The organism is Proteus sp. LHD240705 (assembly GCF_047921555.1).
GTDB lineage: Bacteria > Pseudomonadota > Gammaproteobacteria > Enterobacterales > Enterobacteriaceae > Proteus.
In genome coordinates this window covers 82176-104767 of sequence record NZ_JBLRMI010000002.1, presented here as the reverse complement: position 1 = coordinate 104767, position 22592 = coordinate 82176, and the positions used below count along the sequence as shown (strand labels likewise).

26 protein-coding genes are annotated in these 22592 nt (G+C 41.1%); 10 read left to right on the top strand and 16 right to left on the bottom strand.

Going from position 1 to position 22592, the window contains the following annotated elements; all coding sequences use genetic code 11:
• Window positions 1–15: 15 nt before the first annotated feature.
• Complete coding sequence (mreB, locus tag ACNART_RS03895; RefSeq protein ID WP_023582893.1) at window positions 16–1059, bottom strand: rod shape-determining protein MreB; 1044 nt, start codon at window positions 1057–1059, stop codon at window positions 16–18.
• A gap of 687 nt (window positions 1060–1746) precedes the next feature.
• On the opposite strand from mreB, the gene ACNART_RS03890 reads away from it, so the two are divergent.
• From ACNART_RS03890 to fis, 9 genes are all read left to right on the top strand, one after another.
• The gene (locus ACNART_RS03890; protein WP_198619271.1) at window positions 1747–2721 is read left to right on the top strand and encodes an MDR family oxidoreductase; all 975 of its coding nucleotides are present in this window, start codon (window positions 1747–1749) and stop codon (window positions 2719–2721) included.
• 478 nt (window positions 2722–3199) lie between these two features.
• The gene (gene aroQ / locus ACNART_RS03885; RefSeq protein WP_006535378.1) at window positions 3200–3643 is read left to right on the top strand and encodes a type II 3-dehydroquinate dehydratase; all 444 of its coding nucleotides are present in this window, start codon (window positions 3200–3202) and stop codon (window positions 3641–3643) included.
• 33 nt (window positions 3644–3676) lie between these two features.
• Window positions 3677–4147: an acetyl-CoA carboxylase biotin carboxyl carrier protein gene (gene accB / locus ACNART_RS03880; RefSeq protein WP_023582895.1), complete on the top strand. Its 471-nt coding sequence runs from the start codon at window positions 3677–3679 to the stop codon at window positions 4145–4147.
• Between the two features lie 12 nt (window positions 4148–4159).
• Window positions 4160–5509 carry an acetyl-CoA carboxylase biotin carboxylase subunit gene (gene accC, locus ACNART_RS03875; protein WP_109371980.1) on the top strand — a complete coding sequence of 450 codons (1350 nt, stop codon included), beginning with the start codon at window positions 4160–4162 and terminating at the stop codon, window positions 5507–5509.
• 272 nt (window positions 5510–5781) lie between these two features.
• Window positions 5782–6030, top strand: a complete 249-nt coding sequence (locus ACNART_RS03870) for a YhdT family protein (RefSeq protein ID WP_023582900.1) — start codon at window positions 5782–5784, stop codon at window positions 6028–6030.
• Window positions 6020–7465, top strand: a complete 1446-nt coding sequence (gene panF / locus ACNART_RS03865; protein ID WP_198632139.1) for a sodium/pantothenate symporter — start codon at window positions 6020–6022, stop codon at window positions 7463–7465. Before ACNART_RS03870 ends, panF begins: the two co-directional genes overlap by 11 nt.
• A 23-nt stretch (window positions 7466–7488) precedes the next feature.
• Window positions 7489–8370: a 50S ribosomal protein L11 methyltransferase gene (gene prmA / locus ACNART_RS03860; RefSeq protein ID WP_198619269.1), complete on the top strand. Its 882-nt coding sequence runs from the start codon at window positions 7489–7491 to the stop codon at window positions 8368–8370.
• Window positions 8371–8691: 321 nt separating this feature from the next.
• A complete protein-coding gene (gene dusB / locus ACNART_RS03855; RefSeq protein ID WP_069368388.1) occupies window positions 8692–9663 on the top strand; it encodes a tRNA dihydrouridine synthase DusB in 972 nt (323 codons plus the stop codon).
• 20 nt (window positions 9664–9683) lie between these two features.
• Window positions 9684–9980, top strand: coding sequence for a DNA-binding transcriptional regulator Fis (gene fis / locus ACNART_RS03850; protein ID WP_004245342.1), 297 nt, complete (start codon window positions 9684–9686; stop codon window positions 9978–9980).
• 1401 nt (window positions 9981–11381) lie between these two features.
• Here fis and ACNART_RS03845 read toward each other — a convergent pair.
• The 10 genes from ACNART_RS03845 to ACNART_RS03800 form a co-directional block, all read right to left on the bottom strand.
• Window positions 11382–13043 (bottom strand): terminase large subunit, encoded by a 1662-nt coding sequence (locus tag ACNART_RS03845; RefSeq protein WP_049237066.1) that lies wholly within the window; start codon window positions 13041–13043, stop codon window positions 11382–11384.
• Window positions 13040–13393 (bottom strand): phage terminase small subunit P27 family, encoded by a 354-nt coding sequence (locus ACNART_RS03840; protein WP_004245345.1) that lies wholly within the window; start codon window positions 13391–13393, stop codon window positions 13040–13042. Before ACNART_RS03840 ends, ACNART_RS03845 begins: the two co-directional genes overlap by 4 nt.
• A gap of 128 nt (window positions 13394–13521) precedes the next feature.
• Window positions 13522–13689, bottom strand: a complete 168-nt coding sequence (locus ACNART_RS03835; protein WP_157858408.1) for a hypothetical protein — start codon at window positions 13687–13689, stop codon at window positions 13522–13524.
• Complete coding sequence (locus ACNART_RS03830; RefSeq protein WP_049237069.1) at window positions 13667–14113, bottom strand: HNH endonuclease; 447 nt, start codon at window positions 14111–14113, stop codon at window positions 13667–13669. The genes ACNART_RS03835 and ACNART_RS03830 overlap by 23 nt, the downstream gene beginning before the upstream one ends.
• Entirely contained in the window at window positions 14114–14416 is a 303-nt protein-coding gene (locus tag ACNART_RS03825; RefSeq protein WP_109393122.1) for a head-tail connector protein, read from the bottom strand.
• Entirely contained in the window at window positions 14403–14744 is a 342-nt protein-coding gene (locus ACNART_RS03820; RefSeq protein WP_161770057.1) for a phage head closure protein, read from the bottom strand. Before ACNART_RS03820 ends, ACNART_RS03825 begins: the two co-directional genes overlap by 14 nt.
• A complete protein-coding gene (locus ACNART_RS03815) occupies window positions 14741–15961 on the bottom strand; it encodes a phage portal protein (RefSeq protein ID WP_161770058.1) in 1221 nt (406 codons plus the stop codon). The genes ACNART_RS03820 and ACNART_RS03815 overlap by 4 nt, the downstream gene beginning before the upstream one ends.
• A complete protein-coding gene (locus ACNART_RS03810; protein ID WP_161770059.1) occupies window positions 15961–16515 on the bottom strand; it encodes an HK97 family phage prohead protease in 555 nt (184 codons plus the stop codon). Before ACNART_RS03810 ends, ACNART_RS03815 begins: the two co-directional genes overlap by 1 nt.
• A 57-nt stretch (window positions 16516–16572) precedes the next feature.
• A complete protein-coding gene (locus tag ACNART_RS03805) occupies window positions 16573–17724 on the bottom strand; it encodes a phage major capsid protein (protein ID WP_161770060.1) in 1152 nt (383 codons plus the stop codon).
• A 216-nt stretch (window positions 17725–17940) separates the two neighbouring features.
• A complete protein-coding gene (locus tag ACNART_RS03800) occupies window positions 17941–18066 on the bottom strand; it encodes a hypothetical protein (protein WP_262254409.1) in 126 nt (41 codons plus the stop codon).
• A gap of 572 nt (window positions 18067–18638) precedes the next feature.
• Here ACNART_RS03800 and ACNART_RS03795 point away from each other — a divergent pair.
• The gene (locus ACNART_RS03795; RefSeq protein WP_161770061.1) at window positions 18639–19169 is read left to right on the top strand and encodes a hypothetical protein; all 531 of its coding nucleotides are present in this window, start codon (window positions 18639–18641) and stop codon (window positions 19167–19169) included.
• Between the two features lie 167 nt (window positions 19170–19336).
• Here ACNART_RS03795 and ACNART_RS03790 read toward each other — a convergent pair whose 3' ends face one another.
• The 5 genes from ACNART_RS03790 to ACNART_RS03770 are packed head-to-tail and all read right to left on the bottom strand — an operon-like array spanning window position 19337 to window position 22509.
• Window positions 19337–21664, bottom strand: a complete 2328-nt coding sequence (locus tag ACNART_RS03790) for a primase-like DNA-binding domain-containing protein (RefSeq protein WP_416303444.1) — start codon at window positions 21662–21664, stop codon at window positions 19337–19339.
• Window positions 21657–21977, bottom strand: coding sequence for a hypothetical protein (locus ACNART_RS03785; protein ID WP_049237083.1), 321 nt, complete (start codon window positions 21975–21977; stop codon window positions 21657–21659). Before ACNART_RS03785 ends, ACNART_RS03790 begins: the two co-directional genes overlap by 8 nt.
• Before the next feature lie 2 nt (window positions 21978–21979).
• Window positions 21980–22150: a DUF4222 domain-containing protein gene (locus tag ACNART_RS03780; RefSeq protein WP_075204518.1), complete on the bottom strand. Its 171-nt coding sequence runs from the start codon at window positions 22148–22150 to the stop codon at window positions 21980–21982.
• On the bottom strand, window positions 22143–22340 hold the full coding sequence (locus ACNART_RS03775) for a hypothetical protein (RefSeq protein WP_416303443.1): 198 nt from the start codon (window positions 22338–22340) through the stop codon (window positions 22143–22145). Before ACNART_RS03775 ends, ACNART_RS03780 begins: the two co-directional genes overlap by 8 nt.
• Window positions 22333–22509, bottom strand: coding sequence for a host cell division inhibitor Icd-like protein (locus tag ACNART_RS03770; RefSeq protein ID WP_416303442.1), 177 nt, complete (start codon window positions 22507–22509; stop codon window positions 22333–22335). Before ACNART_RS03770 ends, ACNART_RS03775 begins: the two co-directional genes overlap by 8 nt.
• Window positions 22510–22592: the final 83 nt, after the last annotated feature.

The window sequence follows — 22592 nt, the reverse complement described above, 5'->3', positions numbered from 1 at the left end:
TTGTTAGAATTAATCTCAATCTTCGCTAAACAGATCGCCACCGTGCATATCGATCATTTCTAATGCTTTACCACCACCACGAGCGACACAAGTCAGAGGATCTTCAGCAACAATCACAGGAATACCTGTCTCTTCCATTAATAAACGGTCTAGGTTACGTAATAATGCACCACCACCAGTTAATACCATGCCGCGCTCTGAAATATCAGAGGCCAATTCTGGTGGACATTGTTCTAATGCAACCATCACTGCACTAACGATACCCGTTAATGGTTCCTGTAATGCTTCAAGAATTTCATTAGAGTTTAAAGTAAAGCTACGAGGTACACCTTCTGCAAGGTTACGACCGCGAACTTCAATCTCATTGACTTCATCAGAAGGATAAGCTGAACCGATATCGTGTTTGATACGTTCTGCGGTTGCTTCACCAATCAGTGAGCCGTAGTTACGACGCACATAGTTAATGATAGCTTCATCAAAACGGTCACCACCGATACGAACAGAAGAAGAGTAAACGACACCGTTTAATGAAATCACGGCAACTTCTGTTGTACCACCACCAATATCGACCACCATTGAGCCTGTTGCTTCAGAAACAGGTAAGCCTGCACCGATTGCCGCAGACATAGGTTCTTCAATTAAGAACACTTCACGAGCACCCGCACTTAATGCTGATTCACGGATAGCTCTGCGTTCTACTTGAGTGGCTCCTACTGGTACACAAACTAATACACGAGGACTTGGACGCATAAAGCTATTGTTATGAACCTGTTTTATGAAGTGCTGAAGCATTTTTTCGGTTACATAAAAATCAGCAATCACACCGTCTTTCATTGGACGGATAGCAGCGATATTCCCAGGTGTACGCCCTAACATCTGTTTGGCTTCATGCCCTACAGCTGCAACACTTTTTGATGTGCCAGCGCGATCTTGGCGAATAGCGACAACGGAGGGTTCATCGAGAACAATACCCTGTCCTTTGACATAAATAAGGGTATTGGCGGTACCCAAGTCAATAGACAAATCGTTGGAAAACATGCCACGAAATTTTTTAAACATACGAAAGGATAATCCTGCAAGCCGGGACGGAAAAATCCGTCTACTCTATCAACCACAATAAGCAGCGACAAGGCGCGATTCACTACTTAGATTAAAGTGGACACGTAAATAATCATAAAGGCACAATATTCTACGTTACTTTTCCCAATTGGAGCAGAAAAAAACTGCATAAAAATGGGCTAATTAGAACGATTAACGCATAATTTCGATCCTACGCTGTTTATATTTGACTTATGTAACAATACAAACAACGTTCACATCAATAAAGAAAAATCTTACTTAGTTGCCACACTGTGACTCAAAAGTCTCATTGCAAGTTCAAATAAAATTTATTCATTTGAATAAGCACAATTATTCTATTGATATTAAATGGTGTTTCACTGGCAAAATTTGACTGAGATAACAACCAAAGTACCCACCTCGAATACTTCTAAGACAACACATTATCTTTATTTCGAGCATAAAGAGAAATGCTAATTTTTATCCAATCGTAACCCATTAACGGTGTTATCTAATTACCAAGATATAAAACTCAGAATAATCTCTGCACCAATAAACGTAGAACCCCCGTTTATACACTAAAAAAGGATTATTTGTCTCATTATTACAATAGATATTGTGCACAATCACGACGAGATCTAAAAAATCACCTATCATGACACAAATAGAAATCGATGAGGGGTCAAGATGAAAGCATTATTAGTAGAACAAAATGACAACAAACTCAGTACCAACGTACAAAACATTGATGAAAAAATACTGCCTATTCATGAGGTTATTGTCGATATTCATTACTCAACGCTTAACTATAAAGATGGGCTCGCTATCACGGGCAAGGGAAAAATACTGCGCCAATTTCCAATGGTACCGGGTATCGATTTTTCGGGTGTTGTTCATCACACCGAAGATCCTCGCTTCCACATTGGTCAACATGTCTTATTAACCGGCTGGGGAGTAGGTGAAAATCACTGGGGCGGCCTTGCACAAAAAGCAGGTGTAAAAGGTGATTGGTTAACCGTTGTGCCAGAAGGACTCTCTTTAAAAAATGCCATGATAATTGGGACTGCGGGTTTTACTGCCATGCTTTGTGTGATGGCATTAGAACAAGGCGGCATTACACCTGAAAGTGGTGATATTTTAGTCACTGGAGCCAGTGGTGGTGTCGGAAGTACCGCTATTAGTTTGCTAACAGCATTAGGCTATCAAGTTACCGCATTAAGTGGCAGAGCGAGTAACCATGACTATTTACGCAAACTTGGCGCCAAAAATATTATCACTCGTGAAGAGTTTGAGCCTGCGGGCAGAGCTTTAGATAAACAACGCTGGGCGGGTGCAATTGATACCGTAGGTGGGCAAATTCTTGCCAATATTCTGTCACAGACAAACTATAACGGAACAGTAGCGGCTTGTGGATTAGCTGGCGGTTTCTCTTTACCAACAACTGTCATGCCTTTTATTTTACGTAATGTTCGCTTACAAGGCGTCGATTCTGTTTATTTCCCAGCAGAAAAACGCGCTCAGGTTTGGCAACGTTTATTAAAATTACTACCAGAAACGTTCTATCAGCAAGCGATGACAGAAATTACACTTGATGAAGTTCCTCGTTATGCTCAGATGATTATGGATAATCAAGTGACAGGTAGAACCTTAGTAAAACTGTAACTGCTCCCCACCCGCATTAGGCGAGGGTTTACGGCATTTTTTTGCTAATTCTCGGTTTTTATCTGCTTATTTCTGGCATTAATTCACCTTATTTAGTGCCAGAATAAGCTTCTTTGTGTGTGAAACGAATATGAAATTGTGATTCAGATCACATTTATGATATATATTGATGATTGTTCTCAAAGAAGTTCAGATTTCCAGTGACATCAATAAATAACGTGGTGTTATGATTATTTTTTAGACACCTGTTTATTTTGCTTTCTCGCGTTTACAATCTTGTAAAAACTTTTAACTTTTCATCAAAATAAACCCTTCATTCCCTGATTAGACCAGTATTTTGCTGTTATCTTCTGTGAAATGTCTATAATGTCGGACTTTGTGATATGTATCGTAGCAATGGATACAATAAAAGATGACAAAACGAAAAGCACAGGTTATTTTGTCATTTCGTTGACGAATTGACGGAGATAGAAGCATAATGTCGGAAAATTTTCATATTTTGCTCCTGAATGGTCCGAATTTAAACCTGCTTGGAACAAGAGAGCCGGAAACCTACGGACACTTAACTCTGGATGATATCGTTCAAAGTTTGTCAGCAGATGCTCAGGCATTAAATGTGAAACTCAGTCATTTTCAGTCTAACGCTGAATTTGAGCTGATAAATAAAATTCATGCAGCTCGGGGTAATGTCGATTATATATTAATCAATCCTGCAGCTTTCACGCATACCAGTGTTGCACTGCGTGATGCATTATTAGGGGTGAATATTCCATTTATTGAAATTCACCTGTCCAATGTCTACAGTCGGGAGCCTTTCCGTCACCATTCATATCTCTCTGATATCGCAACAGGCGTAATCTGTGGATTAGGTGCAGAAGGTTATCGATTTGCTTTACAGGCAGCGGTCAGCCGCTTGTCTTAATAAAAAACATCAAAAAGAGTACGGAATCAACTCATGGATATTCGTAAAATTAAAAAACTGATCGAGCTAGTCGAAGAGTCTGGCATTTCTGAACTGGAAATCTCTGAAGGTGAAGAGTCAGTACGTATTAGTCGTAACTCTGGTCTTCAGGGTCAAATGGCTCCTCAGCAATATTTTGCGGCACCAGTGGCACCTCAACCTGCATTAGCAAATGCAGTTGCGCCTGTAGCGCCAGAAACACCAGCGGCTACACCAACGCAAGAAATCAGCGGTCACGTTGTTCGTTCACCAATGGTCGGAACGTTCTACCGCTCACCAAGCCCTGAAGCTAAGAAATTTGTTGAAGTCGGTCAGCAAGTCAATGTAGGCGATACTCTGTGCATCGTTGAAGCAATGAAAATGATGAACCAGATTGAATCTGACAAAGCGGGTGTTGTTAAATCTATCCTTTGCCAAGATGGCGACAACGTTGAGTTTGACGCTCCACTCTTTGTTATCGAATAACGAGGCAGGTCCATGCTAGAAAAAATCCTCATTGCCAACCGTGGTGAGATTGCACTGCGTATCCTAAGAGCATGTAAAGAGCTTGGGATCAAAGCAGTTGCTGTTCACTCCACGGCAGACCGTGATTTAAAACACGTTCTGCTGGCAGACGAGACTATCTGTATTGGTCCCGCTGCTTCAGCAAAAAGTTACCTAAATATCCCTGCAATTATCGCAGCGGCTGAGATCAGTGGCGCACAAGCCATTCATCCAGGATACGGTTTCCTGTCTGAAAATGCTGATTTCGCAGAGCAAGTTGAACGCTCTGGCTTTATTTTTATCGGCCCGAAAGCTGAAACCATCCGTCTAATGGGTGATAAAGTTTCTGCTATTGAAGCGATGAAAAAAGCGGGTGTTCCTTGTGTACCAGGATCGGACGGTCCTTTGGGTAACGACACTGCGAAAAATATTGAAATTGCTAAACGTATTGGCTACCCAGTTATCATCAAAGCCTCTGGTGGCGGTGGTGGACGCGGTATGCGTGTTGTTCGTGCTGAAAAAGATCTAGAACAATCCATTACAATGACGCGTGCAGAAGCAAAAGCGGCATTTAGCAACGACATGGTATACATGGAAAAATACCTTGAAAACCCACGCCATGTTGAAATTCAAGTTATGGCTGATGGTCAAGGTAATGCAATCTATTTGGCTGAACGTGATTGCTCAATGCAACGTCGTCACCAAAAAGTTGTTGAAGAAGCTCCAGCACCAGGTATTACCCCTGAAATCCGTAAAAATATCGGCGAACGCTGTGCGAACGCATGTATTGAAATCGGCTATCGTGGTGCAGGTACATTCGAATTCCTGTATGAAAATGGCGAATTCTACTTTATTGAGATGAACACCCGTATTCAGGTTGAACATCCAGTAACAGAAATGATCACAGGCATCGACTTAATCAAAGAACAGTTACGCATTGCATCTGGCTTACCTTTATCAGTAACGCAAGATCAAGTTAACGTTCATGGTCATGCAATTGAATGTCGTATCAACGCAGAAGATCCAAAAACCTTCATGCCAAGCCCGGGTACAATTACTCGCTTCCACTCACCAGGTGGATTTGGTGTGCGTTGGGAATCGCATATTTACGCAGGTTATACTGTTCCACCTCACTATGATTCAATGATTGGTAAATTGATCACTTATGGTGAAACACGCGAAATCGCGATCTCTCGTATGAAAAATGCGTTGGCGGAACTTATCATTGATGGTATTAAAACCAATATTGAACTGCACCAGTTCATTATGAATGATGAGAATTTCCAAAAAGGTGGTACAAACATTCACTACCTTGAAAAACGTTTAGGTTTAGCTGAGAAATAATCTTTCTCGCTTAACAAAAAAAGGCATAGTTTATTTACTATGCCTTTTTTATTGCTGATGACCCGCCATAAACAGATCCATAGAGGACAAATTAAACGCATTTCTTAATTAAAACCTGTACTGTTTTCTTTCATATTTATATTTAAAAACAATAAGATAATCTATTTTTAATATTCCCTCATGACTTTGTGATTAATTTTCACTGAATCAATACTCACTTTCCCGTACAATCCTCCCATTCATTTTTAACCCTATTAAGATTGGGAGAACAGATGGACAAACGTTTTGTTCAGGCCCACAAAGAAGCCCTTTGGGCCCTAATTTTAACTTTTATGTATTTGTTGGGTTGGTTAATTACCGCCTATTTACCTGATAACACACTAGGCATTACTGGTTTACCTCTTTGGTTTGAGCTTTCATGCTTATTCCTACCTGTTTTGTTTTTTCTGTTGTGCTATCTGATGGTGCGCTACTTTTTCAAAGATATGCCGTTAGGAGATGAGCATGACGATGCAAACTGAGGTCATAGTGCCACTGATTGGCTACCTTCTGTTAGTTTTTCTGCTGTCAGCTTATGCTTATCGTAAGCGCGAAAAAGGCGAATTTCTTAACGAATATTTTCTTGGTAACCGCTCAATGGGTGGCTTCGTGCTAGCCATGACTATCACTGCAACTTATGTCAGTGCAAGCTCCTTTATTGGCGGGCCGGGTGCTGCCTATAAATACGGTATTGGTTGGGTATTACTTTCAATGATCCAACTTCCCGCTATTTGGCTCTCTTTGGGTGTTTTAGGGAAAAAGTTTGCCATTTTAGCGCGCCGTTATAATGCTGTTACCTTAAATGACATGCTTTATGCTCGTTACAAAAGTCGTTTCCTCGTCTGGTTTGCCAGTTTAAGCCTGTTAGTCGCTTTTGTCGGCGCGATGACTGTTCAATTTATTGGTGGAGCACGCTTATTAGAAACTGCAGCAGGCATTCCTTATGAATTCGGCTTGCTGATCTTTGGGATCTCCATTGCGCTGTATACTGCGATTGGCGGATTTAGAGCCAGCGTATTAAACGATGCCTTACAAGGCCTTGTGATGCTACTTGGTACATTTATTCTCCTGTTTGCCATTATCTATAAAGCAGGTGGATTAGATATTGCGATACAAAAACTCAATACCATCGATCCTGCATTAACCTCTCCTCAAGGGGCTGATGGGATTTTAAGTGGCCCGTTTATGGCATCATTCTGGGTACTTGTCTGTTTTGGTGTTATTGGCTTGCCACATACTGCGGTACGTTGCATCTCTTACAAAGACAGTAAAGCCATGCATAAAGGGATCATTATTGGCACAATCGTGATGTCATTATTGATGTTTGGTATGCACTTTGCTGGCGCATTAGGTCGGGCGATCATTCCTGATCTCACGGTTCCTGATCAAGTTATTCCAACATTAATGGTTGAAGTATTGCCGCCTATTGCAGCCGGTATTTTCCTTGCTGCGCCTATGGCCGCCATTATGTCGACGATAAATGCGCAACTGTTACAATCGTCAGCAACTTTGGTCAAAGATCTCTATCTCAATATCGCTCCGCATGCGATAACTAACGAGAAACGCATCTCTCGTTTATCGAGCCTTTCGACCTTGATTTTAGGTGTGTTACTGCTATTTGCAGCATGGAACCCACCATCAATGATTATTTGGCTTAACTTACTTGCTTTTGGTGGCCTACAAGCTGTTTTCTTATGGCCTTTAGTTCTTGGGCTTTATTGGGAAAAAGCTAACCGTTATGGTGCTATTGCGGGCATGATCACAGGTGCCACACTCTATGCCACCCTTGCGACATTTAACATCCAGATCGCTGGATTTCACCCCATTGTTCCATCACTGTTATTGAGCTTAGTCGCGTTTCTTGTGGCTAATCGATTTGGAGAGCATACTCTGCCTCAATCAGCATCATTACAGTGAATTCGTTTTTAAAGAGACTAATTATGCCTTGGATACAATTAAGACTTAATGCAACCGCCGCTAATGCAGAAGCTATTGGTGATGAATTGGTTGAAAGCGGTGCCGTTTCAGTGACTTTCCAAGATAGTCACGATACCCCTATTTTTGAACCGTTACCGGGTGAAACTCGCCTTTGGGGTGATACTGACGTTATCGGTTTATATGATGCAGAAACTGACATGAAAATCGTTGTGGCGATGTTAGAAAATACGCCACTACTCGGTAAAGGCTTCCTGCACAAAGTTGAACAACTCGAAGATAAAGATTGGGAACGTGAATGGATGGATAACTTCCACCCGATGCGTTTTGGCGAGCGTTTATGGATTTGCCCAAGCTGGCGTGAAGTACCTGATCCTAACGCCGTAAACGTCATGCTAGACCCTGGCCTTGCGTTTGGTACAGGTACCCACCCTACTACCTCATTATGCCTTCAGTGGCTTGATGGATTAGATCTAGAGGGTAAAACCGTTATCGACTTCGGTTGTGGCTCTGGCATTTTAGCTATTGCGGCATTAAAGCTGGGTGCAGCTAAAGCAATTGGTATTGATATCGATCCTCAAGCCATCCAAGCAAGCCGTGATAATGCACAGCGTAATGGCGTTTCTGACGCACTCACACTGTATCTTGCAAAAGACCAGCCTGATAACCTCAGTGCCGATGTTGTCGTCGCCAATATTTTAGCAGGTCCATTGCGTGAACTTGCACCTGTTATCAGTACACTGCCACGTCAAGGTGGACACCTAGGCCTTTCTGGTGTGTTAGCGACACAAGCAGAAGGTGTAGCAGCCGCCTATGAAGGACTATTTAACTTAGATCCTGTTGCCGAAAAAGAAGAGTGGTGCCGTATTACCGGTGTGAAAAAATAACATCGAACAAATATCAACCAAAATGAGATAATCTCATTACGTTAAAATTTCACTTAATTATTGTTTATCAGGCATTAATCACATTTTTGCCTGATAAACTCTACTTAGTTCCACTTGTTTATCAATTCTATATCATCAATTTTTAATTTTTTAAAAACAGATAACATTATGTTTTTATTGATTAAATAATCAATTCATAAAAAATCAAGTGTAAAAAAGTAACTTTTTTTCGCAATTTGGTTAAACTTTGTCCTTTCATATCTGGCAAAAAATGCGTAATATACGCGCCCTTGCAGTCACAGTTTGGCCCTCTTTTCATCTATGCGAATCGGACAGTATCAGTTAAAAAATTGCCTTATCGCGGCTCCCATGGCTGGCGTTACAGACCGACCTTTTCGGTCACTTTGCTATGATATGGGTGCGGGTATGACAGTTTCTGAAATGCTTTCTTCCAATCCTCAGGTTTGGCAGACAGACAAGTCTCGATTACGAATGGTACATAGTGATGAATTGGGGATCCGCTCCGTACAAATTGCAGGAAGTGATCCCGTTGATATGGCGGCAGCTGCGAAAATAAACGCAGATAGTGGCGCTCAAATTATCGACATTAACATGGGTTGCCCTGCAAAAAAGGTGAATAAAAAGCTAGCCGGTTCAGCACTACTTCGTCATCCCGACCTTGTCGCAGAGATCCTCTCTGCTGTGGTTAACGCGGTAGATGTTCCTGTTACTCTCAAGATCCGTACTGGCTGGTCACCTGATGAACGTAACTGTGTAGAGATTGCCAAATTGGCTGAACGTTGTGGTATTCAGGCTCTCACTATTCATGGACGTACACGCGAGTGTTTGTTCAAAGGGGAAGCCGAATACGACAGTATTCGGACAGTTAAGCAGAGTGTTTCTATTCCCATTATTGCGAATGGAGACATAACAGACCCGCTAAAAGCCAGAGCAGTATTAGACTACACTGGAGCCGATGCTTTGATGATCGGTCGCGCTGCTCAGGGAAGACCCTGGATCTTTCGGGAAATCCAGCACTATCTGGACACAGGTGAACTGTTGCCCCCTCTGCCGATTGCAGAGGTACAACAAATAATGCAAAAGCATGTGCGTGAGTTGCACGACTTTTACGGTCAAGGCAAAGGAACTCGCATTGCACGCAAGCATGTCTCTTGGTATCTCAAGGAACATGCCCCTGATGACCAGTTTCGGCGCTCCTTCAACGCCATAGAGGATGCCAGCGAACAGCTGGAGGCGTTGGAAGCATATTTCGAAAATTTTTTGCGTAAATAAATAAAAGAGCTGACAGAACTATGTTCGAACAACGCGTAAATTCAGACGTACTAACAGTTGCCACCGTAAATTCACAAGATCAGGTGACCCAAAAACCTTTACGTGACTCAGTTAAACAAGCACTGAAGAACTATTTTGCTCAATTAAATGGTCAAGATGTTAATGACTTATATGAGCTAGTATTGGCGGAAGTTGAACAGCCATTGTTGGACATGGTAATGCAGTACACCCGTGGCAACCAAACGCGTGCAGCGCAAATGATGGGCATTAACCGCGGCACACTGCGTAAGAAACTGAAAAAATACGGCATGAATTAATAGAAGTCGTATAACACATTGAATCAAAAAGCCCTTTTCATTATTTGTTAAGGGCTTTTTTGTTATTGTTTATACATATATTTATACACGGATACCTGAACAATTGTATAAACAACCGATAAGATAGATACAAACGTGATGATTGTTAGCTTTCTAACTATGTTATGCCAAAGGTATGATCAAAATGGTGGCAGCTGTTTCGCCAGACTGATTGCTTAATGTGAAAAGAAAGAGATAGGTAAACTACAAAACTTTCGTAGTTTAAATTATGTACAAATAAACTTTATTATCCTGCGATTTGTTCACTACCCCCCTATAAATCTTTTTGAAGCCCTCAACTGTGCACCCTATGCACCATCAACTTAATTAATTGATATTTAACAATAAATGAGGGTGAATACGGTGTGCACCAACTGTGCATACTGTGCACCTTTTTTATAGCATAATGATTTCTATTAAAGTTCAAATGTGGTTGCAGTCTAATTTTACCAATAAAATCAATCTGCTCATTTTTGAGTCTATATTTATCAATAAAATCAGTCTTCTCAAAATTGAGGCTAGTTTTAACGCTTGTAATTATAGGCATAGTCGGAAAGGGTAACAGTACTAAGAAGTATGTCGATATACAGGTTATAGTTTGACTGTTTTTAAAGGTGTGATGATTTCCGTTACACCTTTTCCCATCTTTATCATCTGAATGGTGATTTATACAACGTAGGTTTTAAACCATTAATCATTTCAACCGATGCACTTTTTATTGCATCGCTTACTTCGAAGTCCTCACTTTAGACAATAGGTTCCGAAGAAATTCGTCGCAACATCTCAACTATCAGGATAACTAATTGATTATAATTAATTACCACACAAAGTGGGTTTATGTTTATAACTGCTTGATAACACTTAATTCTGTCATAAAAATAGATTAGCGCTCATTGGTCATTGTTTTAGTGACCAATGGTGATAAGTTACAACACATTGTTTTTATTGCTAACGGTCAATTTGACCGTCTGAAATCTGATTACCAATACCTTGCCGTATCTCTTTGTTGTAATCTTATTTCTCAACGTAGATAACTTATTGATATTTATTCAGAGTGCGTATTTGCACTGTGGTATTGCCAGTCAGTGAGGGACCTTCAATTTCATAACTTCATGTCTCCTTGAGATTAAGGCGTCCTAATTGAGGTAAGTACGTTTAGCGTTCTAACCTATTGATAATTTCGCAAATATGTTTTTCTCAATAACTCAGACGACTTTTTTGTCGTCTGGAACAAAATCAAGATGTTGTGATATCGCAATAACTGCAAAGGTATGGTGATTTACACCACGCCTTTTAGATGATTCAATTTTGTACTTTTACCCATTGGGAAACATGTCTATTTATTGAAATAAAATCAATGTGTTACACCCCATTAAAAGAGTCTAAAAGGGCTTTCTGTTCACCCGTTAAGTTGAAGGCAAAATCTTCATGTTCAATCTGCCATGTGCCAAAGCTCATAAGGAAAGCAATTGCAGGGTCAATCTTGTTGGCTGATTTCTTTTTATTGGGCTTAATATTGGCGTTTGCGTCCGTTTCCATTACGACATTAGCCATCGCCCACGCAAGCACCGGATCGCCATTGTGACGAATGATTTTACGATTAACGAATACCTCGGCTGATTTCGCCACAGGGCTAAACTTCATGTAAGTTTGAGGGAATGGCTCAACATCTAACCCCGCACCTTGTAGCTGTGTCCTTAAATGGGTAGCGTTCCATGTATCAAAACCTGTCAATTTGATATTAAATTGTTGGCTGTCTCTAAGCACATCATCACGAATGCGATCATAATCAATACAATCGCCTGGTGTGGTTCGGAGCCAACCTGACTTAACCCATTGACGGTAAATCGCCCTGTTCTTATTGGCGGGGTTCTGTAACTGCGCTTCGGGGATATAGTGGCGAGTTAATAACAACAATTCATTATCAACAGGAAAGGTATAGCAGACACTGGTAATATCCCCCGTAGAAGATAGATCCATCCCAGCATAACACTCCAAGCCTCGTAGATCAGTTTCGGTATAGTCCATTTTACACGCTAACCATGCCCCTTCCCCCATCCAAGGAGTCTCACCCTGACACCAGATATTAAAGCGTTTAGTTAACATTTCCGTCCATTGAGAGGGAATGCCTCGTGCCTTTTGTATCGTGTCATATAAAGCATCACCATCAACTGACACATTAAGATTGGGATTCGCCTTTATCCACAGACGTTCATCGTCAATTTCTTTTTCGTCATCGAGTTCATAAATCAAAGCAAATAACGATGCATTTTGTTCTTCACCTGCAAGGATTTGACAACAATAATCATAATGTTGTTTACAGGCTGAAATGACATTACTGCCTGCCGTTGTGATCGCAAATAAAATCCCTTCAGGACGTGCCCCCATCCCTAATTCAAGGGCAGAATAAACCGCATTATCAGGGTGTAAGTGATATTCATCAACAATCGCTAAACTGGGATTGGTTCCCTCAATAGTCGCGGCTTTAGCGGCAAGAGGTTTCAATAAGCTATTACGTTTCGGATTAATAACTTTATGTTGCTGTATGACCACCCGTTTTTTAAGTGGTTTAGACAACACACACATTTGACGGGCATCATCAAAGACAATACGCGCCTGATCTCGGCTCACTGCGGCGGTATAAATATCTTGTTGCCCGTTTTCCATCACCAAGAACCAATTAGCCAGTATTGCCGCAACGGTGGATTTTGCATTTTTGCGGGGAACCTGAATATAAGCACTGCGGTATTTTCTTCGCTCCGTTGAGGTCACCTTGAAACCAAGGAGATTAGCAAAGGCAAATTGTTGCCACGGCTCAAGCTCTATCGGCTTACCTCGCAAGTGCCCTTTAACATGCGAGCAAACGCGGGAGAACCCGATAAAACGCTCTACGACCTCATTATCAAAGGTGTAAAGCGGGTTATTTAAGTCATTATAGTAACGTTCAACGGCTTGCTTTAACCGCTGACAGGCGGGGATTTTGCCTGTTTTGATGTCGCTTGCGTACTGCTCCCATGCGTTCATAGGCGATCTAATTCGTCCTCTTCCTCGGTTTCAATTGGATTTTTACGACGAGAAACGGGATCGAACCCCAGTAAGGAAGACATTTTAATCATGATTTTTTCAGCATCAGCCTTGGCACTCAATGAGGGATTACGGCTCTCACTGCCTTGACTATTGATAATGCTAAACCCTCGATTATCTAAGTCCTCAACCGCTTTACGGTACATCGCATAATTGACGCAATACAATTCTAAATTGTTCCAATCGGCTAACGTCAGATCGTCACGTTCTGCCAATATTTTGGCTTTTGTTTTCCACTCTTTCGTCGCTATCTCATTAAGATAAACAGGGGGTTTAGGTGCTCTTGCCATAACTATTTCTATTTCCTAGTAAATTATTTTCAAAAAAATTGCCGTGCGTAAAAATTCGAGGAGGCGCGCGGTTCCTGAAACGAGAGCGTTTGTCATTTTTGATGCCCCCACTCCTTCTATGCGCTTCCCTAACGATTTCGGAAACATTCCATAAGCTCCCTATCGCGCTGTGTTGTGCGCCTTGCTGTGTGCGTTGTAGGCGTTTTTAGTTGTCGTTGTCGATACGGTTCACTGTGCTTAAGAAGCCCTTTAACCAATTGATTTACTTCATCTTCACGCATTACGGTTATACTCATCTCGCCAATCATTATGTCGTGTCGCCTTTTCCTCTAACTCTCGATACTCCCCATTTTTACGCTTTTGTTTAGTAAGAGGATCATGCTTAAAGGTTTTAGTATTATGGCAACTGTGGCATAACGCTTGATGATTAAAATCCACCCAAAACAACACATCACTATCACCATTAATAGGGATAATGTGGTCAACAATAGTTGCAGGGGTATATATCCCTTTCCTAAGGCAATGCACGCATAACGGATTTAACTTGAGATACTGCAAGCGATACTGACCCCATCGATTGCTATAACCTCGTTCGGTTCGTGTTCCTCGCTGACTGTCCTGTTGTCGTCTAGCCTCTCGTTTATGTTCATCACATCGCCCAGACTTCACACGCTTATTACAGCTTGGATAGCTACAACGCTTTAGTGGTTGCCATGGCATCTAATACACTCCCACATCGCGATAGACTGACCACAATGATTTAATCGTAAACGGGATTTCTTTTATCTCACCTTCACTGATAAAACCTCGGTTCTCATACAGCAATGAGATATACATTAAACAGCCAATCTTTATCGCGGGAGTAAAGTCCAGTCCTTCTTCAAATCGTTTGCCAATATGTTGTTGACAGACTTCTAATGCTGCCGTGATATAAGACTCAATCAGTTTGTCTTCATCACTTCCATCAATACGGCAATGTAACTTCACTTCATCAAGACCAATTTCTGGCTTAGTTGTCGTCACGTTCTGCCCCCACACAAATCATTTCCATACTGCCCTTGGCTTTATCGGTCACAATACTTTTAATATCCCAATACTTGCCGTCCGTACCTGCGTAGTGAAACATCAACTGATCCGCGGTAGTCACATCAGGAAAATAACGCAACCAAACTCTCACGGTGGTTTCACTTTGTGTCTGTTGACTACTGAAATATTCCCGCCCTCGAATGCCTTTTACCTCTGCCCAGACTGTCGCAATATCAAACCACATCACCTCATTACCACTGAGGGCATCTGGTTTTAGTTTTGAGCGTTGAATAGTCACCCGTTGATTCATGCGCCCTGCTTTCATGCTTCTTCCTTACTGGCTGGTGATTTAATTTGAATTTCTTGTTTCCATGCCTGACTGAACTCATCACCGCCTTCACGAGGTGGCAATCCCTCACGCTCACGGGCTTCATTCGGACACATAACCCCTGACTTAATCGCGGTTTCATAACTGCGGAAACGTTCGGTAGGATTAGCGCGGAGTAAATCTGCCGTATCAAATTCCACTTGATAACGAATATTTGGTGTGGGTGACGTGAGTAACAGCGCCGATTTAATTTGTTGCTCAAAGTTAGCTAACCACGGGCGCATAGTGATAGTCAGTAAGGCGCGACTTGCCTCACTAAAGTTACTGTAGGTACTGTTGGAATACTCTTGTAAAAAGATAGGGCTAATGTTGAACATACGGGCAATATCTTCAATGGTAAAACGCCTTGAGGCTAACCATTCCGCATCTTGGTTACTCATGCCTAATTGTTCATATTCCATGCCCCCCTCAAGAATGGGGGTTTTCCCTGCATTACGTGCCCCTTTGTAGCGTTCTAGGGCTTCTAATGCCTTAGTTCCTTTGAGGCTATCGAGCCATTCACCCGATTTAATAATGCCAGATGCCATCATACCGTCTTTCATGATACTCGCACCGTGTCGTTGTTGAGCTAATCCTAAGCCCAATGTTTCACGGCAAATCGTAACGGGTGAGCGTCCTAAAAAACCGTCATCGGTCGCATAACGTAAATGCAAAATTTCTTCTTGTAGGTAAGTTTTCACCTTACCGCTATACGGTTCAGCCACGGTATAACTGTATCGATGCTCTCCAAGTCGATTAATCACTACCGCACTGGGTGGATAAGGATGTATTGATTTAGGTTGTCCATCTTTGCCCCATGCAATCACCGCATAGGCGTTACCATTGAGCAAACAATGACGCATTAACGTACGCTTAAATTGAAAAGCGGTCTGACAGTCATTTGGCTTTTCATTGAGAAGATAATCAACAGGATGATCACTTAACCACTCTCTTGATTCTCGCCCTTTATCATTGTGTACCCGATACAAAAAACACGGCATGGAGGCAATAGCTTCACTAATTACCGTCACCGCATTCATCACGGCAGGTAAGCCCTCCGCTGTTGATGAGCTAACGTGTTCCCCTGAATTTGTGTTAGATACCCCTGCCAGAGAAAGAAACTCATCAATACTTAGACTGCGGGATTCGGAGGCTTTACGTTTGAATGGCCACATTATTCCACCTCAACCAATTGTAACCAGCGGTCAAAATCTTTTACCGCTTGCGGTTTACTGAGTGTTAAGGAGCGTTTGGCAATTTCTACGCCACTATCAGGGTAAGCGGGTAAACTGGTGATGGTAATTTCATGGAGTTCGGCTTCTAATACGGTTCTGATATACGGCTCTTGACCAATATCCCACTGATCTTTAATCGCTCGGAAACCAAAACTCATACCGTCAATATCACCTCGTTCAACCAAGGTGAGAACATCACGCCCTAGTTGCGTATCAGGCGGAGTGAGTTCAAAACGTAACCCTGTTTCATCTTCGGTGAGTTGTAATGTGCCAGAAGTCGTGCGACCTAATAAATTGGTGTAATCATGTTCATATAAACATAGAACATCACAACCATTCGCTAGGTTATTGCTAAAGGCATTTTGGGCAAACTGTTCGACAAATTCATCCCAAAGCACATGAGAACGTAAGCCCCATTTAATGACATAACCCACCAGCTTTTTATCACTGGCAGACAGCGTGGCGGTACGGATTTCTAACTCAATATTTTTCATAACACATTCCTGACAATAAAGAGCGCTCCTGAGATCACAGGAACGCTTCCAGAGTTATTAACCCGCAGCTTTCACTTCCAACACTTTAATCGCGTTAGAATCCACCAGCCCACCCCCTAAATATTTATCGGTGTGAACTTTGATAAAGCCCGGTTCTGTAATATTGTCAGGACGAGTACGTGTCCCTGTTTCATGATCCACAATGAAGTAACCGCGTTTAAAATCACCTAATGCAATCACATCATCAGGCATGTTTTCGAGGTAATGAACGGGTAAGCCTAATAAGGTATCAGGATCGCCAGACTGTAAACGATCACGCCAGATATAATCCCCATTGCCATTTTTCAGCTTCTGCACTTTAGCTGCAGTATTGGAATTCATCACCCAAACGGCATTTTTGCGGTATTTCGCTCTAAGCTTAAATTTCAAATCAATCAAGCTATCCGCTGTCAGTGTCGTTGCTTCCAGTTTTTCTAATTTGCCAAAAGCGCGCGTTTTGTCATCTTTGGCTTCACGAGGATAAGCTAAAAAACCTTTTGCTTTTTTCAAACCATCTCCCGTGACAAGATCGGCTTCTTCGGTATCAACAAACGTGTCGCCAATTTCAGTGGTTAACCAGCTCAGAATATCCACATCACTAAAATCAATAATTTCTTGCGTGGTTTTGGGATAGGCGTAGATAGGGAATAATTTGATACTGACTTCTTCTAACTTTGGTGTGCCAGTTTCAGTACGAGCGTGACCTTCTTCACCGTGATTGACCTTTGCCCCACCGACAGAAACCAATTGTTTATATTCGTTGCTGTGCGTGGTTTTGATGGTACAGATTTTACGCATCACCGAATCATCGGTTAATTGCTGCATAATCTGCTTATTTAGTTCAGGAATAACGGTATAGCCACCATCAGCCGGAACCCCAGTAGATAACGCGCGTGTTTCGCCTGTCAGGACATAATGACGTAATTCATCATTACTCACTGTGTTATCACCTGATACGGTGGTACCAGCCTGACTGCGTTCTTCCTCTGCTATCGCTTCATAACGAGCTATTTCAATATTCAGGGATTCCGACTGATGACGTAACTCATCAAAACTTTTGGCTTCATCGTCAGTGAGAGAACGCTTTTCGGTTTCTGCTTTAGTGAGCAATGAGCGCATTTGCTCGGTGAGGGTTGCCTTTTGTTGGCGCAATTCGAGAAGTCTTTTCATGAAGTGGTTTCCGTAAACAATAAAATGTTAAGACGTGAAACCAACACAAAAAGAAAAAGACCGTTTAACTGGAGATGCCTGTCAGAAAGAGCAATGATTAAACGGTCAAGTGGCGGCTCACGTCTGAGTGCCACTTATCAATATATATCTGAAAAATATAATAAAAAGCCCCTGCAACTAAGGGGCTTAACATGAAAAAACATGAGAACAAAACATTTACAAAACTTTTAATTCTTCAATAACACCAATCCAATAGCTGATGGTACTGCCTGTTTCCCCAGATAAGATTGTTAAGTTTTCGCTTGGAGCTATACCTTTTCTTATTTTATTAATATCTGTCATATAAGAATCACGGATTGCAAGTTCGATAAAATACCATTCAAAATTCGTCGACTCCCCGTACTGTAACTATAACTACCTTTGAAATTCCTTAAGACTTACCTGAGCATACTCTTTTAATTAGGTGGCTAATTTACTTATATCTGTGTCTATTTTAAAATTCGGATACATGTTGTTTAAGCACTCTCCGATTTTATTAACACGACGATGTATTTCTAATAAGCGTTTTATATTAATATGTTAACCAAAATATTTCTGACAAGTCTGTATATTATATATAGCTAAAATCAGTATCTATCTATTAATAGTTACTAATAACTACATTTTCCCTTATATGAATTACTATTCCCATCCCTGATATCAATAACATTTCATTATTACACAAAAACAAAATAATCAATAACAAATAACTATAAAAACAAATTTAAAAACCAAATATTTCATTGCTTCAATAATTAAATCTAAATATTAAAACTAAATATTTGTGTTTTAAAAAGTATGAACTCTGAGCATTTATAAAAATATTAAATGTGTTATTACTATATTTGTTATTTAATAAATTCAGGAGAAAATGGATGTCTTTAAATTATTTAAATCTAGATAATGTTACTAGGCAGTTTATGCGCGAAGAAATAGACTTTGACAATGAGCAAAATAATTTTTATCTCAGCAATTACCTTTCTCCACAAGGTAAACAGCAATGGCCAACTTTATTAGAAGAATCCATCCAACATGATGATTCATGGTTAGAACGTGAGATAATACGACGAGGGCTTCTTGCTCAATATCATACTCGACGCACCCCTAGTGGTGGAACAACCCAAGCTAGAGTACCTGTAACAGCAGCGCAAACTTTAGCAGAGGGAGAATTTAATCGCCTTTATGTCCGCGGATTAAGTGCGCGAGCTATGGCTTCTGGTATTGAATATTTAGAAGCATACCGTGCTCGCTCCTCACAAAATCCGAGACCAGGATCTCAAGCTATAATTGGTAGACATTTTTTAGCCCAAAGTATTTTACAAGACTTGAGAGCAAATTCTGGTGTTGAATCGGCATTAGGTGTTCCTCCTGGTCCTAATTCTGGAATTTCAGTCAAACTGCCATAAATACCTTTTTCAAAGAATATTTAAAAAATGAATAGGGTGCATAGGGTGAACAGTTGGTGCACAGTTAAGAAATAACTATGCACCCTATTTTTATATTATAAATCAATTAAATATAAAGATTGGTGAACAGGGTGCACAGTTGAACATAAAACTTTATAACTAGGGGGCTAACTTTTTCTTAATTCAGGTACTGCAGGAAGCCACTCGTTAGCTTCATCAGTTAAATCAACGTTATAGTAATAACCCCGTTTCGTTTTAAACTTTCGATAGTCTTTTTTATACTCTTGCATCACCTTAGGTAATGAATCCCCAAACTTGGTTAATGTTAGCGGTCTATCAAACCCGTAGGCTTCCATAAATGATAAATAAGCATGATAGAGATAGATCCTCGGCGCACGAGGATAAATATTCTTATTCCCCATCTTCATCCCTAACTCTTCGCCCAATGAAACTAAATAAGCACAAAAGCTATACAAGGGATCTGAGTTACTTTTGACGGCTAAAGCTTCGCCTGAATCTCTCTGTTCTTGCAGTAATAATTTAGCCTTATCTTGGCAGGTAAATAATTTCAATAAATGACGAATAATAACGGGTAACTCTTTGCTTATCTTCTCAGGTAATAATGGATCTTTATCATTCTCTTTAACGGGGGTATTAAAAGAGAAAATAACCCGTCTACGCGCTATCCCTCCGTTACGTTCAGTAAAGCTCATTGGTTCGTTATTCGTCGCCAAAACAACCGCTTTAATAATGGTTGAGAATTGTTTCTCATACTTACCATCAACCTCGATTAAATCACCGCCTGTAATGGCTTTAATGCCTGCCCCCTCTCCAACGTATTTTACTTGGTCAGGTAAGGTAATGAGACTTTTACCCACAAATTGATAACGCCCTCTCGCCTCATCTAAGGCTTTCATATTACCACTGGCGGTATTGTGTGCCCCTGCAAGTAAAGTCGCGATAGAGGTAAAAACACTTTTACCACTCCCTCCCTCACCCGTCACCTCGATAAATAATTGCCAATCATACCGATTAGCAAAAATCATAAATAAGCCCGCATTAATACGGTTCATCTTTTCTTCATCGTTGCCAGCCGAATGAGATAACCACTTATAAAAACTAGGGGCATGTTGTTTTAAATTCTCATTAGATTCAGGCGCAGTGAATACGATCCCATTATGATTAAGTAACCAGTTTTCGGGTGCATGAGGCTTAAATTGTTGAGTCGATAAATCATACACGCCATTACTAAAACCAATTAACTCTCGCTTTTGCTCACCTAAAACTGGAATTTGTAATTTCAACGCACCAATCGCATTTTTAACCCCCGTTGGGCTATAAGGTGTTTCATATTCATCAAAAATCGCCACCATTGCCCGTTGTAAATCACTATCAGATACTTTGTTCCACACCCCATCAACATAGTGATAAACCATTTCACTATCAGGAATAATAGCGAGTTTTCCGTAACGTTCTGCGAGTAATGCGCCTCGTTGACTGGCCGCCATTTGTGAGAGATTGGTATTCGCCCCTTTTTTATCCGCATGAATAACTGTTACTGTGGCTAAATTATCCATTTGGTACATTCCTTCATTAAACGCCTGTTTTGCTTTCTCAATCCCAAATTGCTGACGGTAATCATCCCAATCGGCTTTATCTTCTGTCGGCGGTAAAGTTACCCAACCATTAACCGTTTTAGCGGCTTTTTCTGCTGAAATTTTACCCACATTTGGCTGACCAATCTTAATATCATTATCCGCAGCTATAATTATCTTTGCCTTGGGATAATGCTTTCTAACCCATTCAGTGACGGGTAATAAATTACCTTTATCAATCGCAGCCAACACCAAACCACTATGTAGTTGACTCACTGTTAAGGCGGTGGCGTACCCCTCGGCAATCAATACTGTCTCAGTCGTTTCTGGTAATTCAGATAAGGGCATAAAACTGCCCTTTTTCTTTGTTCCTGATATCAGACGCTTTTCACCGTTAGGCTTGATAACCTGTGCCCCTGTGACCTCATTACCGCGCTGAATAATTAACAACATCGAACCATCAGCGAGTATTTTTACGGGGCAATCGTGCCCCTTTTGAGTCAGGTACGCTGATTTGCCTACTATAGTTTGAGCCACCAGCTTTTGTACCTTTTCTGCGATAGGTTGAGACTCTGATTTTGGAGTCTCCTTTCTGGCAGGTTCAGGTAAAGGCAATGACAAAGCTTGTGAGACTTCTTTAGCTGCCTCATAGATAGAGATGCCTTTTACTTTGGCAATTAAATCTAATCCGTCACCGTGATTAGGCTCATCACATTGGCGACAAAACCAATTGCCGTTATGGTGATCATCAATAAAATGAAAACGGTCAGTGCCCCCACATACAGGACATGCGCCATGTTTACCTCGTTCTGGCACATCAACCCCACACAGAGGTAATAAACTATCCCAATGATTGGTCGCATTACGTTTTACTTCACGGATCAACTCAATATTAGTCATTGCCTACCTCCGTATAAGGAAAGCCCTCTCGTTGATAAATTTTAAATTCCGCTTCTTGCTCATTAAAACGCATGGCATCAATTAATCGCGGTAAATACATCAATGACTCACTAATACGAAATAAATCGTCCTTTGCCTGCTCATTAGAATATTCTTCGTTGATACATGCCCAGAATGCACACTCCCCCATTACCTTTAAACTAGATAGTAGACCGTGATAAGTATCAGAAGACACACTTTTCAGGAGGCGTAATTCGTCTGTACTCATTGAATCAAAATCCCTCCGCACAATAAAATCATAGATATCAGCCATGATTAAGCTCTCCCTGCGTAGGTATATTCTTTGGTGAATTGGTTAATAGCCATAATGACTGGGCTATCAAATCCATCACGGATAAAGATCACACGATTAAACTGAATGGACAGCACTTTGACTGTCTCACCGTTTTTGTGCGTGTAGAATTCATTAGGTTGAGGGTTACGCATGATTTTCCCCCATAGCAGAAGCCGCATATTGATGAATCTGCTGATTCATATCGCAGACGATGCTTATCAGTTCTAAAAGATAGTGATCTATTTCTTCCTGTTTACAAACGTAGTCAAAAATCACCTCAAATAACGTACCAATTTGCTGTGACTTATACTCTGCGTTATACAGCGCGATTGATTTATCCATGAGCCACATCCTTACGAATACGAGCAGAGAATAGGCAAGGAGAATCTAGAAGCATAGAACGGGCTTCTTGCTCACTGGTAGCTTCAACAGAAAAATATTTAGATTGCTGGCATGAGAAAAAACGCCATAGGAATTTAGGGTGAGTTTGGGTAGACTTATACATAGCCATAGTGTTACTCCGTTTAACATTGTGGTTAAACGCCTCGGCAGTGTTGGTAGCACTTCGGGGCGTTGTTCTATCTATATTAAATA

Excerpts from the sequence above, each read along its gene's own strand:
- ACNART_RS03835 (WP_157858408.1), bottom strand. The coding sequence starts at position 13,689 with ATGAGTATAACCGTAATGCGTGAAGATGAAGTAAATCAATTGGTTAAA.
- mreB (WP_023582893.1), bottom strand. The coding sequence starts at position 1,059 with ATGTTTAAAAAATTTCGTGGCATGTTTTCCAACGATTTGTCTATTGAC.
- ACNART_RS03890 (WP_198619271.1), top strand. The coding sequence starts at position 1,747 with ATGAAAGCATTATTAGTAGAACAAAATGACAACAAACTCAGTACCAAC.
- panF (WP_198632139.1), top strand. The coding sequence starts at position 6,020 with ATGCAAACTGAGGTCATAGTGCCACTGATTGGCTACCTTCTGTTAGTT.
- fis (WP_004245342.1), top strand. The coding sequence starts at position 9,684 with ATGTTCGAACAACGCGTAAATTCAGACGTACTAACAGTTGCCACCGTA.
- ACNART_RS03810 (WP_161770059.1), bottom strand. The coding sequence starts at position 16,515 with ATGAAAAATATTGAGTTAGAAATCCGTACCGCCACGCTGTCTGCCAGT.
- ACNART_RS03845 (WP_049237066.1), bottom strand. The coding sequence starts at position 13,043 with ATGAACGCATGGGAGCAGTACGCAAGCGACATCAAAACAGGCAAAATC.
- ACNART_RS03800 (WP_262254409.1), bottom strand. The coding sequence starts at position 18,066 with ATGACAGATATTAATAAAATAAGAAAAGGTATAGCTCCAAGCGAAAAC.
- prmA (WP_198619269.1), top strand. The coding sequence starts at position 7,489 with ATGCCTTGGATACAATTAAGACTTAATGCAACCGCCGCTAATGCAGAA.
- dusB (WP_069368388.1), top strand. The coding sequence starts at position 8,692 with ATGCGAATCGGACAGTATCAGTTAAAAAATTGCCTTATCGCGGCTCCC.
- ACNART_RS03815 (WP_161770058.1), bottom strand. The coding sequence starts at position 15,961 with ATGTGGCCATTCAAACGTAAAGCCTCCGAATCCCGCAGTCTAAGTATT.
- accC (WP_109371980.1), top strand. The coding sequence starts at position 4,160 with ATGCTAGAAAAAATCCTCATTGCCAACCGTGGTGAGATTGCACTGCGT.
- ACNART_RS03790 (WP_416303444.1), bottom strand. The coding sequence starts at position 21,664 with ATGACTAATATTGAGTTGATCCGTGAAGTAAAACGTAATGCGACCAAT.
- ACNART_RS03830 (WP_049237069.1), bottom strand. The coding sequence starts at position 14,113 with ATGCCATGGCAACCACTAAAGCGTTGTAGCTATCCAAGCTGTAATAAG.
- ACNART_RS03785 (WP_049237083.1), bottom strand. The coding sequence starts at position 21,977 with ATGGCTGATATCTATGATTTTATTGTGCGGAGGGATTTTGATTCAATG.
- ACNART_RS03770 (WP_416303442.1), bottom strand. The coding sequence starts at position 22,509 with ATGGCTATGTATAAGTCTACCCAAACTCACCCTAAATTCCTATGGCGT.
- ACNART_RS03820 (WP_161770057.1), bottom strand. The coding sequence starts at position 14,744 with ATGAAAGCAGGGCGCATGAATCAACGGGTGACTATTCAACGCTCAAAA.
- ACNART_RS03780 (WP_075204518.1), bottom strand. The coding sequence starts at position 22,150 with ATGCGTAACCCTCAACCTAATGAATTCTACACGCACAAAAACGGTGAG.
- ACNART_RS03775 (WP_416303443.1), bottom strand. The coding sequence starts at position 22,340 with ATGGATAAATCAATCGCGCTGTATAACGCAGAGTATAAGTCACAGCAA.
- ACNART_RS03870 (WP_023582900.1), top strand. The coding sequence starts at position 5,782 with ATGGACAAACGTTTTGTTCAGGCCCACAAAGAAGCCCTTTGGGCCCTA.
- ACNART_RS03795 (WP_161770061.1), top strand. The coding sequence starts at position 18,639 with ATGTCTTTAAATTATTTAAATCTAGATAATGTTACTAGGCAGTTTATG.
- ACNART_RS03805 (WP_161770060.1), bottom strand. The coding sequence starts at position 17,724 with ATGAAAAGACTTCTCGAATTGCGCCAACAAAAGGCAACCCTCACCGAG.
- accB (WP_023582895.1), top strand. The coding sequence starts at position 3,677 with ATGGATATTCGTAAAATTAAAAAACTGATCGAGCTAGTCGAAGAGTCT.
- ACNART_RS03840 (WP_004245345.1), bottom strand. The coding sequence starts at position 13,393 with ATGGCAAGAGCACCTAAACCCCCTGTTTATCTTAATGAGATAGCGACG.
- aroQ (WP_006535378.1), top strand. The coding sequence starts at position 3,200 with ATGTCGGAAAATTTTCATATTTTGCTCCTGAATGGTCCGAATTTAAAC.